The organism is Syntrophaceae bacterium (assembly GCA_013177795.1).
In the GTDB taxonomy this organism is placed as follows: Bacteria; Desulfobacterota; Syntrophia; order Syntrophales; family UBA2192; genus UBA2192.
In genome coordinates this window covers 129,331-148,361 of the sequence record JABLXY010000002.1, presented here as the reverse complement: position 1 = coordinate 148,361, position 19,031 = coordinate 129,331, and the positions used below count along the sequence as shown (strand labels likewise).

Here is a 19,031-nt window from a genome sequence, read left to right as displayed (position 1 = left end):
GCAGTCCCCATGACGGGGGCCCGCCCGCAGTGAATGAAAACCCGTCAGGCGGGCCTTTTGCCGCAGTAGAGCTTCATCACGAAGGTGGCGACCGTCTCGTCTCTCTGATTGACGATCCGGTTGCGCACGGTCAGGACTCCCGCGTCCCTGCCCTTGTCGGTGATCTCGATGACCTCCACCTCGCAGCGGATGGTGTCGCCGATCCGCGTGGGCGCCGTGAAGCGCACCCCCTCCATCCCGTAGAAGGCGATGAATGACTTGGGCAGGTAGCTCGAGTATTCGCCCAGCCGGAAGGGGAGCGCGAGGCCGATGCTCAGGACGAGCATGCCGTGGGCGATGCGGCCCTTGAAGGGCGTCTTTGCCGCGTATTCGATGTCCGTGTGAAGGGGGTGCCAGTCGCCGGTGAGGGCCGCGAAATTCACGATGTCCGCCTCGGTGATCGTCCTGGCGGGCGAGACCATCCTGTCGCCGATCCGGTAGTCGTCGAGATACAGGTACTCCTTTGCCATCTGCCACCTCCCCGGTCCTTTGGACCTCTCGGCGCGGGGCCGCCATGGGACACCCGGTGCATCCGTTGCACCTATGCCCGCAGCCCCGACAGGCCGCATTCTCTCCCCAAACTCTCTGCCACTTTTCCCCCCGGAATGCAAAAGTTATCTGGATGAGGGCGCTACCGCGCGCCTGGTCCGGAACTTGCAGAATACCCGTAGGATTTATCGCCAAAAAACAAGGAGTTATCGCCATGCTGACCTGGAACCCGTTCAACCCGACCGTTGCGGCGCCGAAGTGGCTCTTCGACGCCTGGGAATACACCCTTGACACGGCGCAGCGCCAGATCCTCTTCTGGGACGTCCTGCGCAAGCGCGGCAACAACTACATCGAGCACCTGCGCAACGGCCAGCCGCCGGTGCTCACCTTCCACTACGAGATGATCCTCGACGGCCGCACGTTCGAGAAGCCCGTGAACTTCGCCCTCGTCCGCATCGTGGACCGCCGCAGCGAGAACAGGGGCTGCCCGGAAGGGGCCGAGCGCCGGAAGGGCGACCGCCGCAAGGCGCCCGAGACGCCCAAGCGGCCCATCGTGATCATCGACCCCCGGGCGGGCCACGGCCCCGGCATCGGGGGCTCGAAGCGCGACTCCGAGATCGGCATGGCCCTCGACCACGGCCACCCGGTCTACTTCATCCTGTTCTACACGGAGCCGATGCCCGGCCAGACGCTCAAGCACGTGGTCGAGGCCGAGGAGCGCTTCATCGAGGAGGTCTGCCGCAGGCACCCCGAGGCGGGCAACCCCGCCATCATGGGCAACTGCCAGGCGGGCTGGGCCTCGGCCCTGCTGTGCGCCGACCGGCCCGACATCGCGGGGCCGCTCATCCTCAACGGGGCCCCCATGTCCTACTGGGCGGGTGTTTCGGGCGTCAACCCCATGCGCTACAAGGGGGGCATGCTGGGCGGCGTGTGGCTCACCTCGCTGCTGTGCGACCTGGGCAACGGCAAGTTCGACGGGGCGAACCTCGTCTGGAACTTCGAGTCGCTCAACCCGGCCAACACGTACTGGACGAAGAACTATAAGGTCTACTCCGAGATCGACACGGAGGAGCAGCGCTTCCTGAATTTCGAGAAGTGGTGGGGCGGCTTCTACATGATGAACGCCGAGGAGATCCACTTCATCGTGAGCAACCTCTTCGTGGGCAACAAGCTCGAGCAGGGCAAGCTCGAGCTCCACGAGGGCGAGCCCCTGAGCCTCAAGAACATCCAGAGCCCCATCCTGGTCTTCGCCTCGAAGGGCGACAACATCACCCCGCCGCAGCAGGCCCTCTCGTGGATCCCGCGGGTGTACCGCTCTATCGACGAGATCCGGGGGCTCGGCCAGGTGATCGTCTACATCATCCACGAGGACATCGGCCACCTGGGCATCTTCGTCGCGGCCAGCGTGGCGAAGAAGGAGCACAAGGAGATCATCCGCAGCTCCGAGATGATCGACTTCCTCCCGCCGGGGCTCTACGAGATGGTCATCGAGGGGGACGTCGCGAAGGGCGACTTCACGACGCGCTTCGAGGAGCGGACCCTGGAGGACATCACCGCCCTCGGCGATCCCCCGGAGACGGAGGAGGACTTCAGCATCGTGGCGCAGGTCTCGGAATTCAACGACCGGATGTACAGGACCTTCCTGAGCCCCTGGGTGAAGGCCTGCACGACGGAGCTCTCGGCGGAGATGATGCGCTGGCTCCACCCCCTGCGGGTGCAGCGCTACGCGATCTCGGACATGAACCCGGCGCTGCGCCACCTCGGCGCGGCGGCGGCGCAGGTCCGCGCCTTCCGCCGGCCGGCGCGGGAGGGCAACGCCTTCTCGGCCATGGAGAAGACGCTTTCATCCTTCATCGAGGACTGGCTCGACTTCTACCGCGACTGCCGCGACCGCGGCCAGGAGGCCTTGTTCCGCGCGGTCTACGGCCACGAGGCCCTTCAGTACTCCTCGATCGCCGCGGGCACGCTCGAGGCCCTCACCCGCGAGAAAGAGGCCGAGATGTCCTGGGAGGGCTATGAGTCCTGGCTGCGGCAGAGATGGATCGACGGCGCAGCAAAGGGAGGCCTCGCCGAGGGCCTCGTCCGGGCCATGATTGCCATGGCGCGGGCGGGCGGCGTCATCGGCCGCCGGCACTACGCCGTCGCCGAGGAGATCGCCAAGACCCACAAGGTCCTCCGGAAGATCCGGCCGTCCGACTTCCGCCGCATGGTGAAGGAGCAGTACTGCATCCTGGCGGCCGACGAGGACCGGGCGCTCGGGGCCCTCTCCGGGCTCATCCCCGGCGAGCACGACCGCGACGAGGCCCTGGCCCTGGCCCGGCGCATCGCCCTGGCCGACGGCTCGTACCGGGAGCCGGAGAAGGCCATGCTCGCGAGGATCGCCCGCGGCCTCGGGATCGGTCACGAGGAGCCGGCGGAGAATAAACTCTTGAAATTCCGGAGCGGGGAACGTATGTAGTGAAAAAAAAGGAGGGCTCAGGGATGTTCAAGGTCATGAAGCTCAAGCAGCTGACGTTCGTCGTGCCCAACCGGGTGGGCCTGCTTTCGGAGGTCACCACGTTCCTGGCAAACGGGAAGATCAACATCGAGGCCCTCTGCGCCTACGGCCGCGGCCCGGAGGGCGTCTTCATGATCGTGACGGACAACAACGCCAAGGCAAAGAAGATCCTCACCCAGATGGGCGCCGAGGTCAAGGTGGAGGAGATCATCGCCGTGGAGCTGCCCAACAGGCCCGGGCAGCTGCAGAAGGTGGCCAAGAGGGCCTCCGATGCCCTCGTGGACATCCAGTACGTCTACGGCAGCCCCTCGGGGAGCAAGATGACCGTCGTGTTCAAGACGGCCGACGACAAGAAGGTCCTCAAGGCTCTGAAAAAGAAATGAGCGCGGGGGACGCCCCGGCTCCCCCAGGCGATGAAGGCGCAGCAAGCCATGCTGCGCCTTTTCTCTGCCGCCCGCCCTTGCCACAGACGTCCATTTGTGGCATGAACGGATGGTCGGGATCACGGGCATTGTCCGTATCCATCCGTCCAATGCTCCATCACCCCGGAATTCCTGTTCCGCGGGACGAAAGGAGAGACATGAAGACAGCGGATCTGTTCAGGCTCGACGGCAAGACGGCCCTGGTCACGGGCGGGGGCCGGGGAATCGGCAGGTTCATCGCCACGGGGCTGGCCGAGGCGGGGGCGAACCTCGTCATCGCCTCGCGCAAGATGAAAAACCTGGAGGCCGCGGCGGCCGACATCCGTCAGTCGTGCGGCGCGGAGGTCCTGCCCGTGGCCTGCGACGTGGCCCGCGAAGAGGACCTCGACGCCCTCGTCAAGGCCGCCCTCGACCGCTTCGGCCGCATCGACATCCTGGTGAACAACGCGGGGGCCACGTGGGGCGCCCCGACGCTGCAATTCCCCCTGGAGCGCTGGGACCAGGTGTTCAGCGTCAACGTCCGCGGCGTCTGGATCCTGACGCAGAAGGTGGCGGGGGTCATGAAGGCCCAGGGGGGAGGCAACATCATCAACATCTCCTCGATCATGGGCTTCCGGGGCTCCGACGAGTCCCTGCACCCCGCCGTCCCCTACAACTCCACGAAGGCAGCCGTCAACGCCCTCACGATGAACCTCGCCGTGAAGCTCGCCCCGCACAAGATCCGGGTGAACGCCATCGCGCCGGGCTTTTTCCGCACCGACATGATGGCCTACATCGAGACGCCCGACTTCAAGGAGTCCTACGCGAGGGCCATGGAACTCGTCCCCATGCGCCGCTTCGGGGACGTGGACGACATGAAGGGGGTCGCCGTGTTTCTGGCATCGGATGCCTCGGCGTACATGACGGGGCACGTCCTGGTCGTCGACGGGGGGTTCCTGGCGAGGTGACCCGCACCGGGGAGATGCGCGGCAGGGCCGTGCGGCTAGCCCCGGCCCCACCAGAAGACGCGCACCGGGTCTTCGTCGACTTCCCGCAGGAGCATCTCGAAATTCGCCCTGGGCCTGAGGTAGTAGGCGTGCCACGCCGACTCGGCGTCGCTGTAGTAGAGCGTCCACTTGCCGGTCCGCGGGTCGAACCGGAACCGAGCCATGTCCAGGCGGACCCACTTCCCGGAGTCCAGGAGGCTGCGGCGCTCCTCGAAGAGCGTCACGCAGTCCCCCTCGATGACCCAGCCCAGACGCAGGCGGTGACCCAGCGCCTCGTGGATGCGCCCCGCGCAGTACTCGCGGAGCTTCTTCTCGACCAGCCTGAGGGTGAACTCCGAAAGGGCCATGATGTCCTGCCTCCTGCCCCGTTCATATCACAAATCCGCCGGGGCCGGAACGGGGGCCCCCGCGGCAGAAATTCCTTGTCAAAAAGGCGGCGAATTGTTAAACATCCTGAGAGTTTGAACGAGGGGACGGGATGATGGAGAACAACACGAGAAACATATCGGACTACACGAAGTTCATCGTCGATCTGCGCCGCCACATGTGGATGGCGGGCGTCGAGCTGGACCTGCGGCGGCTCATCTGGCAGATCGCCATCACGGGCAAGTACATCTCGGCCAAGATCCACGAGTCGAACCGCAAGTTCGCGGGCCTGCGCAACATCCACGGCGACGAGCAGCTGGCCCTCGACAAGAGCGCGGACATCATCCTCCAGAACCAGCTCCAGTACTCGGGGTTCGTGAAGGCCTACTGCTCCGAGGAGCTGGACCGCATCGTGTCCTTCGAGGCCCCCTCCAGCAAGTACTACGTCACGGCGGACCCCCTCGACGGATCGTCTCTCGTGGACACGAACCTCGCGATCGGCACGATCATCGGCATCCACCGGGACTCGCCGCTGGCCGCCGAGGGCCGCATAACGATGGTCGGGGCCATGTACATCACCTACGGGCCCCTCATCACGATGGTCTACTCGGCCGGCAAGGGCACCCACGAGTTCGTGCTGAACCGGGAAGGCGAATACGTCCTGTCCGAGGAGAACATCACCTTCGACGAGAAGGGCTCGATCTACAGCCTGGGCGGCCTGCGCAAGGACTGGCTGCCGGAGCACCTGAAGTACGTCGAGGCTCTCGAGAGCGAGGGATACAAGCTGCGCTACAGCGGCGGGTTCGTCCCCGACATCAACCAGGTGCTCATCAAGCGGGGCGGCGTTTTCACGTACCCCGGGACGAAGAAGGACCCCAAGGGGAAGCTCCGCCTGATCTTCGAGCTCCAGCCCATGGCCTTCCTGACCGAGCAGGCCGGGGGCATGGCCACCGACGGCAAGCAGGACATCCTGGCCATCAAGCCCGAGAGCCTCAACCACCGCTCCCCGATCTACATCGGGAGCCGCTACGAGGTGGAGAAGGCGCGGGAGTTCATGGCCTGAACGACCAGACACAGGGGGAAGCATGATCTTTAGCAGCGTCGATCAGCTGAAGAAGGCCGTCGAGGGGACTCTCAGGATCGAGGGGGACAACGTCCGGGTCCTCGACGAGAACAAGCTGCGCGGCTCGCTCGTCGATCACCTCGTCTACTCCGCCGTGCTGTCGGGCGACGCGGGCGTCAGGCAGGCCGCCCGCTGGCTCATCCGCCGGGCCGGCGTCACCCTCGGCGTGCTGCCCTCCTCCATCCAGTCGCTCTACGAGGCCATGGGACGGGGCGAGGTGACGGGGTTCACCGTGCCGGCCATCAACATCCGGGGGCTCACCTACGAGACGGCGCAGGCCGTCTTCCGCGCCGGGATCAAGGGGTCGGTGGGCCCCATCATCTTCGAGATCGCCCGCTCCGAGATCGGCTACACGGAGCAGCGCCCCGACGAGTACGGCTGCGCCGTCACGGCGGCGGCCATCAAGACGGGCTGGCGGGGGCCCCTGTTTTTGCAGGGCGACCACTTCCAGATCGGCGCGAAGAAATTCGCGGCCGATCCCCAGAAGGAAATCGACGCCGTGAAGGACCTCGTCCGCGAGGCGATCGAGGCGGGCTTCTACAACATCGACATCGACTCCTCCACCGTCGTGGACCTCAGCAAGCCCACCGAGGAGGAGCAGCAGCGCAGCAACTACACGATCGCCGCCGACATCACGGCCTTCATCCGCCGGATTCAGCCCCGGGGCGTTGAGGTCTCCGTCGGGGGGGAGATCGGCGAGGTGGGCAGCAAGAACAGCACCGTCGGGGAGCTGCGCGCCTTCATGGGCGGATACCGCAGGGAGCTCGAGAAGCACGGCCAGGGGCTCAAGGGGATCAGCAAGATCAGCGTCCAGACGGGGACCTCCCACGGCGGCGTCGTGCTGCCCGACGGCAGCATCGCCAAGGTGAAGCTCGACTTCGACACCCTGCAGACCCTCTCCGAAGCCGCACGGAAGGAGTTCGGCATGGCGGGCGCCGTCCAGCACGGGGCGTCGACCCTGCCCGACGAAGCCTTCGACCACTTCCCGAAGCGCGGCACGGCCGAGGTGCACCTGGCCACGGCCTTCCAGAACATGATCTACGACAGCGCATATTTCCCGGCCCAGCTCCGGGAGAGGATCTACGAGTACATCCGGAAGGAGCTGGCCGCCGAGAAGGGCGCCAAGGACACGGACGAGCAGTTCATCTACAAGACGCGCAAGAAGGGGTTCGGCCCGTTTAAAAAGGACATGTGGAACCTCCCGCCCGATGTCCTGCGGGGGATCGGGAAGGAGCTGGAGGACAAGTTCTTCTTCCTCTTCGACAAGCTCGCCGTCCTCCGCACGCGGGACGTGACGGCAAAGTACATCAAGCCCGTCGACGTGCCCGTCCCCGCCCCGGCGAGCCTCACGGGCAAGGGGCCCGTGAAGGGCGAGAAAAAGGCCGAGGCCTTCGACGAGGGGGAGTAGGCGCTGCGCGCGGACAGGGCCGGGGCTCAGGGCCCGGAAACGAAGAGAGAAAAGGCCTGCGATCTGCATCGCGGGCCTTTTTTAGGGCGCGCCCATCAGCGGGGCAGGAGCAGCAGGAGCAGGCTGACGAACAGGCACAGCAGGAGGCCGCCCAGCATGAGCCCGCGGGAGGAGGAACCCTGCGGGGCCATGGGCCTCGGGCGGGTCGAGTGCCCCGGGCCGCTCCGGATGCACTGCATCGCCACAGCGTACATCTCGCGCACACCGTCCGGCATGCGGCGGACATCGCCGCTGCCCCTCCCATGGGCCTCGGCTCCATCTGACATGCCGTCACGCGCTGTCCCACGGGGCGGCAACTGAGCGCCGCGAGGGTGTGCAGGCAAAGCGGCGGGGACTTCCCCTGGGGAGCGGGTCGCGCTGTCTTCGATTCCCATGGCCGGCTCCTGAAACGCTCCGATGCCCCGGCGGCTTCCCCGCCGGGGCGGACAGAACACCTATCGGCTCTTTTCGGTGGAACTGAAGAAGGGTCCTTGCCTACGGGCATTCGGCTGTCGGGGCATTGGACGAGGCTGTCTCATTTCGCGGCGGCGCTTTCTGCGCCTTTCTCGACCTGCCGTGCACGCTCTTCGGCCTGATCGAGCGTCTTGTCAATCTTTTTTCGCATCTGGCTCCCGCTGTAGCCGACGGCCGATGCGGCCTCGACGGCCTTCGTCTCTGCGCGGCCCGGGGCGGCATCCCTCGCCTTCGGGGCGGGGCTGCCGGAGCCGCAGCCGAGGATCAGGGCCGTCGTCATCGCAGCGGCAAGCAGGCGGCGAAATGAAAACATGGCCAGTTTCCTCCGTACGGTGTGACCGGGGGATACTGCAACAATTGGACCGTACAAGAGCTTGCAGTTTACTTGATGCTGTAGACGCTGTTGGCAAAGTTGCCGCCGCAGATCTCGGCGGGGTTGCCGGCGCACTTCATGTCGCAGTTCGTCGCCGGGCCGTACTTGCCGTAGGTGTTGCCGCAGAAGCACTGCTGGCCGTACTGCGTGGCAGCGTAGGCGGTCCCCTTCTCCCGGCAGAGGCTCACGCACTTCTCGGTCGTCATCCCCGGGTTGCTGGTCATGAACACGGACAGGTCCCTGGTCCAGGTGTCCTTGAAGCAGCCGATGTAGCGCAACCCGGCCGTCGGCGGTGGTGGGGGCGGCGTCCCCTTCATGGTGAAGCAGGTCGCCCGGCAGAGCTGGGACTCGCCGGTCCAGGGATCGGGCTTGGGGGGATCGATGGCCGTGAGGACCCAGTTCTCTCCCTGCTTCTGGATCACGCACATGCTGTTGAAGCCCCCCGAGAGCACGGCCGTGAGCGCGCAGAAGTCGTACTTGCCCATCGTGACGGAGACGCTGCCCTGGTCGTGGCTGACCACCTCGAACTCGCGGGTCTCCATCGCCTGCGCCGCAACCGGGAAGACCAGGATCATCATGGCCGCAAGAATGCAGAAGAAACCGGATCTCATCATCGTACCCTCCCCTGAGCTTGAAAACGATTGCCTGCGCCGCCCCCGCAGCCTGCCGAGGGGCAGGACTTTTTCTTCGCCGAGCGGCAGCCCACTGTAAATGAAAGCGCCGGCTGAGTCAACCGCCTCTCCTCGGAGATTCGTCTTGACAACGTACGCATCCATATGTCATTTTCGTAATACAATAGCATCGTGAGGTTTCGTATGAACACGGCCATATCCGTCAGGCTTCCCAAGGAGATCGCGGACCAGCTGGACAGCATCGCTCGGGACACGCAGCGGCCCCGCTCCTTCATCATCCAGAAGGCCCTGGAGGCCTACATCGAGGATTACGCCGATCTCCAGGTGGCCCTGGATAGGCTTCATGACAGGTCCGACCCCGTCGTTTCCGGAAAGTCGCTGAGGAAGTCTCTTGGCCTATAACATCGGGTACAAGAAATCGGTCGAGAGGGACCTGAAGAAGCTGCCCAAGGCGGAAGCCCGGCGAGTTCTCGACCGGATCGAGGAAGAACTTTCCGAAAAGGCCGACTCGTACCCTGTTTTGAAAGGACCGTTCGCGGGCCTGCGGAAATTTCGCATCGGGGACTACCGGGTGATCTACGCCATTCTGGGCAACGATGTGCTTGTTCTCCGGATCGGGCACCGGAAAGAAGTCTACAGGAAAGACCTGTGAAGGGAGCCATCAGGAGGGGCCAGCTGATGGATCTTCAGAAGAACCTGGATGTCATCGCGGGGGTTCTCATCCGGTGTTTTCTGGGCGGGGTGGCGCTGCTGACGGCCTGGTTCGTGACGTTCGTCTTTGCGGGCGACTGGGTGTACCGGGTCCACTCGATCTGGTTCCAGGTCCCGAGGCAGACCTTCGATGCGATCCACTACGCGGGCATGGCCTGCACCAAGATCGCGGCCGTCCTGCTCTTCCTGCTTCCCTGGATCGCCGTCAGGCTCGTGTCGAAAAGGGGTCTGTGAGACGCGGATTCATTGCCGGGTCCGGCCCGCCCGGGTCTCTCCCGGCGGACAGACGCACTGCGGGGGCCGGCAGCGAACCGGCCCCCGCCTGCGGCATGTCTCCGTTGCGTGCGGCCTACTGCTGAGTGACGCCGCGCTTGAGAACGCCCGGGGCCACGAGGGGCAGCACCTTGTCGATCTTGAAGAAGACGGCGTACTTGGACTCCTGGCTGTACTTGATGCTGAAGATGGGATAGCGCTTCTTGCGGATCTCCTCGATCACCGCCATGTCGCGTGACTCCCTGACCTTCGTGAGGTGGAGGCGCACGCCGTCGTACTTCTCGCCCTGCTCGAGGAAGAAATACGCCGCCTTGGGATTGGACTGCAGGTTCTTGTGCGTCAGGTTGCCCGTCATGACGAAGGCCACCGTGTCCTCATCGACCACGAAGGGCTTCGAGATCGCCGATGCGTTGACGTTCCCCTTGGAGTCGGCCGTGGACAGGATGCTGATCCCCTTCACCTTGTCGAAGTAGTTCGCTAGCTTCATTCGCAATTCCTCCCTCCATCTGTTTGAGTGCGGGCCTTCGGACCCGGGGTTGACGCCGACGGGGACTCCTCGCGGCAGATCCGCTCACCGAGGCGTTTCCGCGATGCACCGATTATAGGGGACCGCGGTCCCGTGTCAACGGTTATTTGCCCGGCGCCCCTACCGCACCTTCGCCCCCGGCGCCACGTCCTTGTCGAACCCGACGAGGGCCAGGCCGCCCTGCGCGGCGTCGGTGGCCAGCAGCATCCCGCGGCTCTCGACGCCCATGAGCTTCGTGGGCTTGAGGTTCACGACGACGAGGATCGAGCGGCCGACCATCTCCTCGGGCCTGTAGTCCTGCAGGATGCCCGCCACGATGGTCCGGACCTCGCCGCAGTCGATCTTGAGCTTCATGAGCTTCGAGGACTTGGGCACGGCCTCGGCCTCGAGGACCTTCGCCACCCGCAGGTCGACCTTGCCGAAGTCGTCCCAGGTGATCTCGGGGAGCATTTCGAATTTCTTCGCCGGCGCCTCTTCCTCCTTCCTGTACTCCACCCGCGGGAAGAGGGCCTCGCCGCGCGTCACGGCACGTCCCGGCTCGAGGCCGCCCCAGCTGCGGATCGCGTCGAGGCGGAACTCTTTGACGTCCGCGAGGCCGATCTGGTCGAGGATCCTGCGCGCCGCGTCGGGCATGAAGGGGTAGATGAAGTAGGCCGTCAGCCGCAGGGACTCCAGCAGGTTGTAGATGACCGTACCGAGACGGCCGCTCTTCGCCGGGTCCTTGGCGAGCACCCAGGGCTCGTTTTCCACGATGTACTTGTTGGCGACGTTGATGAACTCCCAGATCGAGATGAGCACCTTGTGGAAGGCGAGCTCCCGGAAGAACTGCTCGACCTCGGCCAGCGTCTTGGCCGCCGCCTCGGTGAGCCTGCGGTCCGCCTCCTCGGCGGCGCCCGGGGCCGGGACCTTTCCCTTGAAGTACTTCACGTCCATCGCGACGACGCGGCTCACGAGGTTGCCCAGGTCGTTGGCCAGATCGGAATTGATCCGCTGGACGAGGGCCTCCTCGCTGAAGCTCGAGTCGAGCCCGAAGACCATGTCGCGCAGCAGGAAGTAGCGGAAGGCGTCGAGGCCGTACTTGTCCTTGAGATCGAGGGGGCGGACCACGTTGCCCAGGCTCTTGGACATCTTGCTCTGGTCCACGTTCCAGTAGCCGTGCACGTTGAGGTTCTTGTAGGGCCCGATCCCGGCGGACTTGAGCATCGTGGGCCAGTAGATGCCGTGCGGCTTGACGATGTCCTTGGCGATGAGGTGCTCGCTTGCGGCCCAGTACTTCTGGAAGTCCTTGCCGTCGGGGTAGCCGATGCCCGTGACGTAGTTGATGAGCGCGTCGAACCAGACGTAGGTGACGTAGTTCTTGTCCCAGGGGATCTCGATGCCCCAGGTCAGCCGCGTCTTGGGCCGCGAGATGCAGAGGTCCTCCAGCGGCTGCTGCAGGAAGGCCAGGACCTCGTTGCGGTACCGCTCGGGCCGGATGAAGTCGGGGTTGTCGTGGATGTACCGGATGAGCCACTGCTGGTACTTGCTCATCCGGAAGAAGTAGTTGCTCTCCTTGCGGAACTCGGGGACCGTCTGGTGGTCGGGGCACTTGCCGTCGACCAGCTCCGTCTCCGTGTAGAAGCGCTCGCAGCCCACGCAGTAGTGGCCGCCGTACTCGCCGAAGTAGATGTCGCCCGCGTCGTAGACCTTCTGCAGGATGTACTGGACCGTGCGGACGTGGTTTTCGTCGGTCGTGCGGATGAAGTAGTCGTTGGTGATGGCCAGCTGGGGCCAGAGGGCGCGGAACTGGGCGCTGATGCGGTCCGTGAAGGCCTTGGGCGACTCGTTGTTCTTGCGCGCCGCCTCGGCGATCTTGTCGCCGTGCTCGTCCGTGCCCGTCAGGAAGAAGACGTCGTAGCCCGACATCCGGTAGAAGCGGGCCATGACGTCGGCCACGATCGTCGTGTAGGCGTGGCCGATGTGGGGCGAGGCGTTGACGTAGTAGATCGGTGTCGTGACGTAGAAAACCTTCTGGGCGTTCACGGTGCCTCCTTTGTGGAATGCGGGATCGTGTTGTCGGGATGTCGGCGGGACGCGCCCCGGCGGGGGCGGCGGATCGAGGCGAGGGGTCTCAGCGCTGTCTCCTGCCCCCGTTTTTCGGTCCCCTGGGCGGCGGCCCCTCGGCCGGCGCAGCCGGCAGGGGCTGGGCTTCCCGGAGGTCCTTGATCTCGACCTCGACCTCCTTGCCCTCCTCGGTGTAGACGGCCAGGGTGCCCTTGAGGATGTTCTGGCGGATCACCTTGCCCGATCCCCCCTGGGCGATCGCGACCCGCTTGCCGCACTTCGGCATCCCGCGCTTCATGTCCAGGTACGAGTCGTACTCGAAGGCCAGGCAGCACATCAAGCGGCCGCACAACCCCGATATCTTCTCCGGGTTGAGCGGCATGTTCTGCTCCTTGGCCATCTTCACGGACACGCGGTCGAGGTTGTAGAGGAAACTGGTGCAGCAGATCTTCTGGCCGCAGACCCCGAGGCCGCCGAAAATCCGGGACTCGTTGCGGGCCCCGACCTGCCGCAGCTCGATCCGCGTCTTGAACCTGTGGACGAGGTCCTTCACGAGCTCGCGGAAGTCGACGCGGTTCTCGGCGGTGAAGAAGAAGATGAGCTTGCTGCGGTCGAACAGGCACTCCACGCCGATGAGCTTCATCGGGAGGCCCCGCTCGCGGATGCGGCGGAAGCAGAAGTCCCGCGCGTCGCGCTCGAGCTTCCGGTTCTGCTCGAGCACGCGGAGATCCTCGTCGGTGCACTTGCGGACGATGCTCCGGATGTCCGTCGGCAGCAGGTGCAGGGGGACGGCCTTGCTGTCCGTCGCCACGACACCGACGCACAGCCCGTTTTCCGCGTTGACGATGACGGCGTCGTTCTTCTTCAGGGTCCCGTCCGGGGTCTGGAAGTTGAGCACCCGCCCTTCCTTCTCCGCCCGGACGCCTACGATGTGTCTCACGTCGGGTTCACCTTCCCGGCCCCTCAGCCCGGGGGCTGCGGCGGGAATCCTCAACAAAATGGGCCTTGTCGGCAAACAATGTAAAGACCATCGATTCCAAAGTCAATGCTTTATTCGCGTTGCGCTCGACGGCCTCGGCGGCCCTGCGGATCGCCCGCATGGCGTCCAGCAGGGACTTGCGGCTGAGGGCGGCGGCCAGGCGGCCGATGTCCTCGGCGCGGTCACGGTGGATCAGCGCCTCGGGACGGCCCGTTTCCTTGAACACGAGAATGTCCCGGTACCACGCCTTCAGGATTTCGAGGGCCTCGAGGATGTTTTCTTTCTCCCCGGCGAGGCGCCCCGCCAGGGCAAGGCAGCCCATCGGGTCGAGCCTCCCCTTCGCGAGCCGGTCCAGGATGCCGTCCCGCAGGGCGATGTAGTCGGCCCGGTGCAGGTCGAGGGCCCGGCCGAGGCTCCCGCCGGCAGACGAGGCCAGGACGCGCGCCTCGGCCGGCGCAAGACGCCGCTCCGTTTCGAGGAAGGCGGCGATGACGTCCTGCGGCAGGGGGTTGAAGCGGAGCCAGTGGCACCTCGACAGGATGGTCACCGGCAGCAGGTGCGGGCGCGACGAGACGAGGATGAAGACGTTCGCGGCCGACGGCTCCTCGAGGGTCTTCAGCAGCGAATTGGCCGACGTGAGGTTCATGCGCTCGGCCTCGTCGATGATCACGACGCGCCGGGCCCCCTCGAGGGGCCGGAAGCGAATCCGCTCCTGCAGCTCCTTGATGTCGGCCACCTTGATGAACTGCCCCTCGGGCTCGATCCGGATCACGTCGGGGTGGCTGCCCCGGGCTATCTTGCGGCAGGAGGCGCAGGCGTCGCAGGCATCCGCTGTGCCCTTTTCGCAGTTGATCGCCGCGGCAAAGGCGAGGGCGGCCGTCCGCTTGCCGACCCCCTCGGCCCCGCAGAAGAGAAGCGCGTGGGGAACTCGGTTTTTCTCGAGGGCGTTCTTGAGGACGGCAACGGGCCCTTCCTGACCGTAGACTCCCGACAGGGACATGGCTCAACCCTCCAGGAACGCAGAGAGAATGCCCCGGACGTCCTGCCGGGTGGGCTCGATGCCCCTCGAGGCGTCGATGACCCTCACCCGGCCCGGCTCCTGACGGGCGATGGCGAGATAGCCCTCCCGGATGCGGCGGTGAAAATCGAGGCTCTCCCGCTCGAAGCGGTCCTCGCGGGGACCGCCCCCGCGGCCGGCGATGCGCCGGAAGGCCCTCTCGAGGCCCTCCTCGACGGGAAGGTCGAACAGCAGGGTGAGGTGGGGCGTGAGGCCCCCGGAGGCCAGCCGGCAGATCTCCCCGACGGTCTCCGGGGGAAGACCCCGCCCGTAGGCCTGGTAGGCGATCGTGGCGTCGGAAAAGCGGTCGCACAGGACGATCTTCCCCGCTTCGAGGGCGGGGCGGATCACGGTGCCGGCGTGCTGGGCCCGGGCCGCGGCAAACAGAAAGACCTCGGCCTCGCCCGAGATGTCGAAGCCGCCGCGGTTGAGCAGGATCTCCCGGATACGCTCCCCCAGCGGTGTGCCGCCCGGCTCCTGCGTCACGACGACCGCAAGGCCCCGGGCCCGCAGGAACTCCGCCGCGAGTCGGAGCTGGGTGGACTTGCCGGACCCTTCGACGCCCTCAAAGGTGATGAACCGTCCTGCCATGACCGATCGGCATCCCTGCCGGTACGAACCGGGTTTTCGCTCTCCGCCGGGTTTCCGGGCAAAAAAGAAAAGAGGGAAGGCGGGCGCCCTTCCCCTCGTTTCATGCGGCCACGGCGGCGAACCTACTCCTCGTCACCGGGGCTGATTGCCTCGACGGGGCAGACATCCGCACAGGCCCCGCAGTTGGTGCAGAGGTTGGGGTCGATGACGTACTTCTCGTCGCCCTCGCTGATTGCCTCGACGGGACACTCTTCCTCGCAGCTCCCGCAGGCGATGCACTCATCGCTGATGACGTAGGCCATTTCCAGAAACTCCTTCGTGTGAATATTCGCTTGCCGGGTCACGGGTCGCCGCTCTAAACGGACTCGACGGCCTTCACGTCCGGGACGTTCGTCTTCAAAAAGCGCTCGATCCCCATCTTCAGGGTCATCTGGGACATGGGGCAGCCGCGGCAGCGGCCGGTGAGCTTCACCTTCACGACCCCGTCCTCGGTCACGTCCACCAGCTCCACGTCCCCCCCGTCGCGCTGGAGGTTGGGCCGGACCTGGTCAAGGGCCGCCTGGACTTTTTCTTTCATCGTGACACTCCGTTGAGGCATCAGGCACCGGGCATCAGGCATCGGGTCATGGGAAAACCGCATGCCCCTCTTCGGCGGATGCTCCGCGCTCCGGTTGACCATCCATGTAATGATGAACTTGCCGAAAACAAGGTCCTTCCCGGCGCCTGCGGCCTGAGGCTCATTCCATCAATGCGGCATCCGGTCGATCATTTTCCGCACCATGGACCGGCCCATGCCGGCGAGGTCCGGCTTCAGGAACCGGTACTCCTCGGTGACCTGGTGGCCGGCCCTCCACATGGTCTTGCCCGTCCCCGTGTCGACGAGCCGCATGGAGATGCCCACCCGGGCGACCTTGTCGCCGCCGAGCATCGTGTACTCCCACACATCGACGGTGGGGATGAGGACGGCCTCGATCCCGCAGAGCTCGGCGATCACCTTGCAGAGATCGGGGTCCGAGAAGTTCAGCTCCCGAAGCTTCGCGAGATAGAGATCGACGGACTTCCGGAGATCCTCGTTCGCCTCGATCCGCCTGCGGATCTCCTCGCCGCCGACCACCCGGGTGAACCACTTCGTCCCGACGAGGACCTCGGCGATGATGCCGTCGATCTTGCCCTGCGCGTCCCTGTAGATCCCCACGTCGGCGGGCAGCACCCCGATCGTCTTGGGGTGGAAGTCCTTCGCCTCCTCGGCCGTCTGGACGAAACGCAGGCCCTCGCATCCGGCGACGAGCCAGGCGGCGAGCATCGCTGCGGCAGCCAGGGCCGCTGCGGAATTCCTTCGCAAGGGTCCTCCCGTCCTCACGCGAGCAGCCGCTGGGCAACGAGCCAGCCCGCCGTGCATAACCCCGCGAGAACATAGTTGGTTTCCAGCAGTCCGTTGATCGCGGCCGCGGAAAGCGCCGTTTTTCTATCACAAAGATTGAAACAAATCCACATGTAAAATACGCAGGGGAGCAGCATGAAACTGAGCGATGTCGTCCACTTGAGGGGATAGGAAAGGACGAGCAGGCAGGCCAGGGACAGGGAGATCCCCTTGAGAAGCTGGCGGGTGCGCTCCTCGCCGATCACGACGGGGATGGTTTCGCGGCCCAGCAGGCGGTCGCTCTGGATCTCGATGAGGTCAGACAGGGACGACCGGACGAAGACGATCGCGAAGACGAACAGGGCGGCCACGACCATGTCCGCCGAGATCTCGATCGGCGAGCCCACGTAGGGGACGACGGCGATGACGAGTGCCCAGGCGGCGGCCATGAACAGGTTCTTCGTTCCCGGCAGGTCGCGGAGCCTGCGGAACCGCCACCCCTTCGGGAAGACGCGCAGGTTGTACAGGGCGCCGAAGAGGGAGATCAGGGCCAGCAGCAGGTAGGGCACGAGCCCGATCACGTAGGCAAGGCCCAGGGACAGCAGCATGCCCGTGAAGGCCAGGACGACGTAGAGCCGGGCGTTGCGGGCGTAGGACTCCTCCCGGAACGTCCCCCGCAGGCCGCTGACCTCCCGGTCGACGAAGCGGTTGAGGGTGTGGACGGAGAACACGTAGAAGGCCGCCATGAGGAGCTGCAGGATGCTGAAGGAGACCCCCTGGAGATACTGGGCCGCGAGGGCCAGGCAGGCGGCGCCGATCGCGGAGTAGACGTCGACGCGCACGGAGGCAAGCCAGAGGTTGACGAACCATCCCCGCGCGTCGGCCCCCAGCCGCGCGTTCTGAACCGCGTCGACGGCCCGCTCGATGATCCAGTTCGGCGTCGAGGCCCCGGCGGAGATCCCGATGCGGTTGTACCGGCCGAGAGGGATGTTGCGGATCTCCTCGGCCGTCTCGATGTGGAACGTGGGGGTGCCCATGGACTCGGAGATCTGCACGAGGCGCCGGGTGTTGCCGCTGTTGCGCCCGCCGACGATGACGACGGCGTCCATCGAGCAGGCGAGCTCCTTGATCTCGGCCTGGCGTTTTTCCGTGGAGTCGCAGATCGTGTCGAAGACGACCGTCTCGGGGACGCGCCCCCGGATCTCCGCGACGATGTCCCGGTAATCGTCCGCGCTCTGCGTCGTCTGGGCCACGATGCAGACCTTGTCCATGGGCGGAAGGCGCCTGGCGTCCTCGAGGCTGCTGACGACCATGCCGCGCCCCCCGGCGTACCCCAGCAGGCCGTTGACCTCGGGGTGCTCGGCGTCGCCCGCGATGACGATCCGGTAGCCCTGCGCGGCGTGCTTCTTGATCACCGACTGCACGCGGCCCACCTTCGGGCAGGTGGCGTCGACGATCATGACCCCCTTTTTCTTCAGCATCTCCCGCTCCCGGGGCGAGATGCCGTGGGCCCGGATGATGACGGTCGCCCCCTCCTCGATCTCGTCGAGGTCCTGCGCGGGGATGATGCCGCGTCTTCGCAGCAGCTCGACGGTCTGGGGGTTGTGGATGAGAGGCCCGTAGGAATATATCTTCCTGTCTCCCTTGTGCTGTGCCAGGTCGAGGACCATGTCGACGGCCCTGCGCACGCCCATGCAGAAGCCCGCCGTCTCGGCCAGCCGGATCTCGATGTTCTTGACGAAGCGCTTGATCATGAAAAGACACGGTACAGGGTCAAGGGTTCAGGGCCCAGGGTTTGGAAGGAACCGGTTACAGATCTTTGTCTCACCTTCTTACCCTCTCACCCTCTTACCTTCTATTCCTTGATCGCGTAAATGAAGAACTCGCGGTTTCCCTCGGGTCCGGTGAGCGGCGACTCGCACGTCCCCCTGACCGAAAGGCCCTGCTCCTCGAAAAACGCCACGAGCCCCTCCACCACCCTGGCATGGACCGCCGGGTCGCGGACGACCCCCTTCTTGCCCACCTCGCCCCGGCCCGCCTCGAACTGCGGCTTGACGAGGGCCAGCAGCGTGCCGCCCTCCCGCACGAACCGCAGCGTCGCCGGGACGACATGCCGCAGCGAGATGAAGGAGGTGTCGATCGTCGCGATGTCGACGGCCTCCTCGATGCCCACGCCCTGGAAGTGCCGGATGTTGCTCCGCTCGAAGAGCACCACCCGCGGGTCGTTGCGCAGCTTCCAGGCGATCTGCCCGTAGCCCACGTCGACGGCGTAGACCTTACGCGCCCCCTCCTGCAGCAGGCAGTCCGTGAAGCCCCCCGTCGAGGCGCCCACGTCGAGCGCCGTCAGCCCGGAGACCCGGATCCCGAAGGCATCCAGGGCCCCCTTGAGCTTCACGCCGCCGCGGCTCACGTACGGGTGATCCCCGCCGCGGAGCCGGATGGCCGCGCCCTCGGCGACGAGCGCCCCCGCCTTGTCGACGGGCTCGTCGTTCACGAGCACCGCCCCGGCCAGGATGAGGGCCCGCGCCCGCTCCCGGGACGCGGCGAGGCCCCGGTTCACGAGAAGCGTGTCGAGCCTGGTTCTGGGGGATTTTTCTTTCATCGGATGGCAGGCCGCGGGCAAACGGCCGGCAGGTACATCCC

23 protein-coding genes are annotated in these 19,031 nt (G+C 65.6%); 8 read left to right on the top strand and 15 right to left on the bottom strand.

Translation table 11 applies throughout. From position 1 onward, the window contains the following. Positions 1-44: 44 nt before the first annotated feature. Positions 45-509, bottom strand: a complete 465-nt coding sequence (locus HPY67_05545; protein ID NPV04181.1) for a dehydratase — start codon at positions 507-509, stop codon at positions 45-47. 233 nt (positions 510-742) lie between these two features. Here HPY67_05545 and HPY67_05540 point away from each other — a divergent pair, with 233 nt between their 5' ends. The 3 genes from HPY67_05540 (at position 743) to HPY67_05530 (ending at position 4,394) form a co-directional block, all read left to right on the top strand. Further along, a complete protein-coding gene (locus HPY67_05540; protein ID NPV04180.1) occupies positions 743-2,986 on the top strand; it encodes a DUF3141 domain-containing protein in 2,244 nt (747 codons plus the stop codon). A gap of 23 nt (positions 2,987-3,009) precedes the next feature. After that, positions 3,010-3,408, top strand: coding sequence for a hypothetical protein (locus HPY67_05535; GenBank protein NPV04179.1), 399 nt, complete (start codon positions 3,010-3,012; stop codon positions 3,406-3,408). Positions 3,409-3,605: 197 nt separating this feature from the next. Continuing rightward, a complete protein-coding gene (locus tag HPY67_05530) occupies positions 3,606-4,394 on the top strand; it encodes a glucose 1-dehydrogenase (protein NPV04178.1) in 789 nt (262 codons plus the stop codon). Positions 4,395-4,429: 35 nt separating this feature from the next. On the opposite strand, the gene HPY67_05525 is transcribed toward HPY67_05530, so the two are convergent. Further along, positions 4,430-4,780: a DUF3024 domain-containing protein gene (locus HPY67_05525; GenBank protein ID NPV04177.1), complete on the bottom strand. Its 351-nt coding sequence runs from the start codon at positions 4,778-4,780 to the stop codon at positions 4,430-4,432. Positions 4,781-4,914: 134 nt separating this feature from the next. On the opposite strand from HPY67_05525, the gene HPY67_05520 reads away from it, so the two are divergent. Together HPY67_05520 and HPY67_05515 are read left to right on the top strand one after the other, a co-directional pair. After that, positions 4,915-5,862: a fructose-1,6-bisphosphatase gene (locus tag HPY67_05520; protein ID NPV04176.1), complete on the top strand. Its 948-nt coding sequence runs from the start codon at positions 4,915-4,917 to the stop codon at positions 5,860-5,862. A gap of 22 nt (positions 5,863-5,884) precedes the next feature. Then, positions 5,885-7,330, top strand: coding sequence for an aldolase (locus HPY67_05515; GenBank protein ID NPV04175.1), 1,446 nt, complete (start codon positions 5,885-5,887; stop codon positions 7,328-7,330). A 95-nt stretch (positions 7,331-7,425) separates the two neighbouring features. Here the strand turns inward: HPY67_05515 and HPY67_05510 are convergent, their stop codons facing one another. From HPY67_05510 to HPY67_05500, 3 genes are all read right to left on the bottom strand, one after another. After that, positions 7,426-7,605 carry a hypothetical protein gene (locus HPY67_05510; protein ID NPV04174.1) on the bottom strand — a complete coding sequence of 60 codons (180 nt, stop codon included), beginning with the start codon at positions 7,603-7,605 and terminating at the stop codon, positions 7,426-7,428. Positions 7,606-7,904: 299 nt separating this feature from the next. Continuing rightward, positions 7,905-8,156: a hypothetical protein gene (locus HPY67_05505; protein NPV04173.1), complete on the bottom strand. Its 252-nt coding sequence runs from the start codon at positions 8,154-8,156 to the stop codon at positions 7,905-7,907. A gap of 68 nt (positions 8,157-8,224) precedes the next feature. Beyond that, positions 8,225-8,830 (bottom strand): hypothetical protein, encoded by a 606-nt coding sequence (locus tag HPY67_05500; GenBank protein NPV04172.1) that lies wholly within the window; start codon positions 8,828-8,830, stop codon positions 8,225-8,227. A 201-nt stretch (positions 8,831-9,031) separates the two neighbouring features. Between HPY67_05500 and HPY67_05495 the strand changes: the two genes are divergently transcribed. From HPY67_05495 to HPY67_05485, 3 genes are read left to right on the top strand one after another with little or no spacing between them, the layout of a single operon-like run. Beyond that, entirely contained in the window at positions 9,032-9,250 is a 219-nt protein-coding gene (locus tag HPY67_05495) for a ribbon-helix-helix protein, CopG family (protein ID NPV04171.1), read from the top strand. After that, positions 9,240-9,500, top strand: coding sequence for a type II toxin-antitoxin system RelE/ParE family toxin (locus HPY67_05490; protein ID NPV04170.1), 261 nt, complete (start codon positions 9,240-9,242; stop codon positions 9,498-9,500). The genes HPY67_05495 and HPY67_05490 overlap by 11 nt, the downstream gene beginning before the upstream one ends. A gap of 44 nt (positions 9,501-9,544) precedes the next feature. Then, a complete protein-coding gene (locus HPY67_05485) occupies positions 9,545-9,793 on the top strand; it encodes a hypothetical protein (GenBank protein NPV04169.1) in 249 nt (82 codons plus the stop codon). Positions 9,794-9,908: 115 nt separating this feature from the next. Here HPY67_05485 and HPY67_05480 read toward each other — a convergent pair whose 3' ends face one another. The 10 genes from HPY67_05480 to HPY67_05435 form a co-directional block, all read right to left on the bottom strand. Further along, entirely contained in the window at positions 9,909-10,319 is a 411-nt protein-coding gene (locus HPY67_05480; protein NPV04168.1) for a pyridoxamine 5'-phosphate oxidase family protein, read from the bottom strand. Between the two features lie 159 nt (positions 10,320-10,478). Then, a complete protein-coding gene (metG, locus tag HPY67_05475; GenBank protein NPV04167.1) occupies positions 10,479-12,530 on the bottom strand; it encodes a methionine--tRNA ligase in 2,052 nt (683 codons plus the stop codon). After that, on the bottom strand, positions 12,469-13,341 hold the full coding sequence (locus HPY67_05470; GenBank protein ID NPV04166.1) for a stage 0 sporulation family protein: 873 nt from the start codon (positions 13,339-13,341) through the stop codon (positions 12,469-12,471). The genes metG and HPY67_05470 overlap by 62 nt, the downstream gene beginning before the upstream one ends. 7 nt (positions 13,342-13,348) lie before the next feature. Continuing rightward, positions 13,349-14,380, bottom strand: a complete 1,032-nt coding sequence (gene holB / locus HPY67_05465) for a DNA polymerase III subunit delta' (protein NPV04165.1) — start codon at positions 14,378-14,380, stop codon at positions 13,349-13,351. A gap of 3 nt (positions 14,381-14,383) precedes the next feature. Then, positions 14,384-15,028 carry a dTMP kinase gene (locus HPY67_05460; protein ID NPV04164.1) on the bottom strand — a complete coding sequence of 215 codons (645 nt, stop codon included), beginning with the start codon at positions 15,026-15,028 and terminating at the stop codon, positions 14,384-14,386. Between the two features lie 122 nt (positions 15,029-15,150). Beyond that, a complete protein-coding gene (locus HPY67_05455) occupies positions 15,151-15,330 on the bottom strand; it encodes a 4Fe-4S binding protein (protein ID NPV04163.1) in 180 nt (59 codons plus the stop codon). A gap of 53 nt (positions 15,331-15,383) precedes the next feature. After that, positions 15,384-15,605, bottom strand: a complete 222-nt coding sequence (locus HPY67_05450) for a NifU family protein (GenBank protein NPV04162.1) — start codon at positions 15,603-15,605, stop codon at positions 15,384-15,386. 168 nt (positions 15,606-15,773) lie between these two features. Beyond that, the gene (locus HPY67_05445; GenBank protein ID NPV04161.1) at positions 15,774-16,370 is read right to left on the bottom strand and encodes a hypothetical protein; all 597 of its coding nucleotides are present in this window, start codon (positions 16,368-16,370) and stop codon (positions 15,774-15,776) included. A 14-nt stretch (positions 16,371-16,384) separates the two neighbouring features. Beyond that, on the bottom strand, positions 16,385-18,142 hold the full coding sequence (gene ispH, locus HPY67_05440) for a 4-hydroxy-3-methylbut-2-enyl diphosphate reductase (protein NPV04160.1): 1,758 nt from the start codon (positions 18,140-18,142) through the stop codon (positions 16,385-16,387). 101 nt (positions 18,143-18,243) lie between these two features. Continuing rightward, positions 18,244-18,990 (bottom strand): TlyA family RNA methyltransferase, encoded by a 747-nt coding sequence (locus tag HPY67_05435; protein NPV04159.1) that lies wholly within the window; start codon positions 18,988-18,990, stop codon positions 18,244-18,246. Between the last annotated feature and the right edge of the window lie 41 nt (positions 18,991-19,031).

Excerpts from the sequence above, each read along its gene's own strand:
- HPY67_05545 (NPV04181.1), bottom strand. The coding sequence starts at position 509 with ATGGCAAAGGAGTACCTGTATCTCGACGACTACCGGATCGGCGACAGG.
- HPY67_05540 (NPV04180.1), top strand. The coding sequence starts at position 743 with ATGCTGACCTGGAACCCGTTCAACCCGACCGTTGCGGCGCCGAAGTGG.
- HPY67_05535 (NPV04179.1), top strand. The coding sequence starts at position 3,010 with ATGTTCAAGGTCATGAAGCTCAAGCAGCTGACGTTCGTCGTGCCCAAC.
- HPY67_05530 (NPV04178.1), top strand. The coding sequence starts at position 3,606 with ATGAAGACAGCGGATCTGTTCAGGCTCGACGGCAAGACGGCCCTGGTC.
- HPY67_05525 (NPV04177.1), bottom strand. The coding sequence starts at position 4,780 with ATGGCCCTTTCGGAGTTCACCCTCAGGCTGGTCGAGAAGAAGCTCCGC.
- HPY67_05520 (NPV04176.1), top strand. The coding sequence starts at position 4,915 with ATGGAGAACAACACGAGAAACATATCGGACTACACGAAGTTCATCGTC.
- HPY67_05515 (NPV04175.1), top strand. The coding sequence starts at position 5,885 with ATGATCTTTAGCAGCGTCGATCAGCTGAAGAAGGCCGTCGAGGGGACT.
- HPY67_05510 (NPV04174.1), bottom strand. The coding sequence starts at position 7,605 with ATGCCGGACGGTGTGCGCGAGATGTACGCTGTGGCGATGCAGTGCATC.
- HPY67_05505 (NPV04173.1), bottom strand. The coding sequence starts at position 8,156 with ATGTTTTCATTTCGCCGCCTGCTTGCCGCTGCGATGACGACGGCCCTG.
- HPY67_05500 (NPV04172.1), bottom strand. The coding sequence starts at position 8,830 with ATGATGAGATCCGGTTTCTTCTGCATTCTTGCGGCCATGATGATCCTG.
- HPY67_05495 (NPV04171.1), top strand. The coding sequence starts at position 9,032 with ATGAACACGGCCATATCCGTCAGGCTTCCCAAGGAGATCGCGGACCAG.
- HPY67_05480 (NPV04168.1), bottom strand. The coding sequence starts at position 10,319 with ATGAAGCTAGCGAACTACTTCGACAAGGTGAAGGGGATCAGCATCCTG.
- holB (NPV04165.1), bottom strand. The coding sequence starts at position 14,380 with ATGTCCCTGTCGGGAGTCTACGGTCAGGAAGGGCCCGTTGCCGTCCTC.
- HPY67_05460 (NPV04164.1), bottom strand. The coding sequence starts at position 15,028 with ATGGCAGGACGGTTCATCACCTTTGAGGGCGTCGAAGGGTCCGGCAAG.
- HPY67_05455 (NPV04163.1), bottom strand. The coding sequence starts at position 15,330 with ATGGCCTACGTCATCAGCGATGAGTGCATCGCCTGCGGGAGCTGCGAG.
- HPY67_05450 (NPV04162.1), bottom strand. The coding sequence starts at position 15,605 with ATGAAAGAAAAAGTCCAGGCGGCCCTTGACCAGGTCCGGCCCAACCTC.
- ispH (NPV04160.1), bottom strand. The coding sequence starts at position 18,142 with ATGATCAAGCGCTTCGTCAAGAACATCGAGATCCGGCTGGCCGAGACG.
- HPY67_05435 (NPV04159.1), bottom strand. The coding sequence starts at position 18,990 with ATGAAAGAAAAATCCCCCAGAACCAGGCTCGACACGCTTCTCGTGAAC.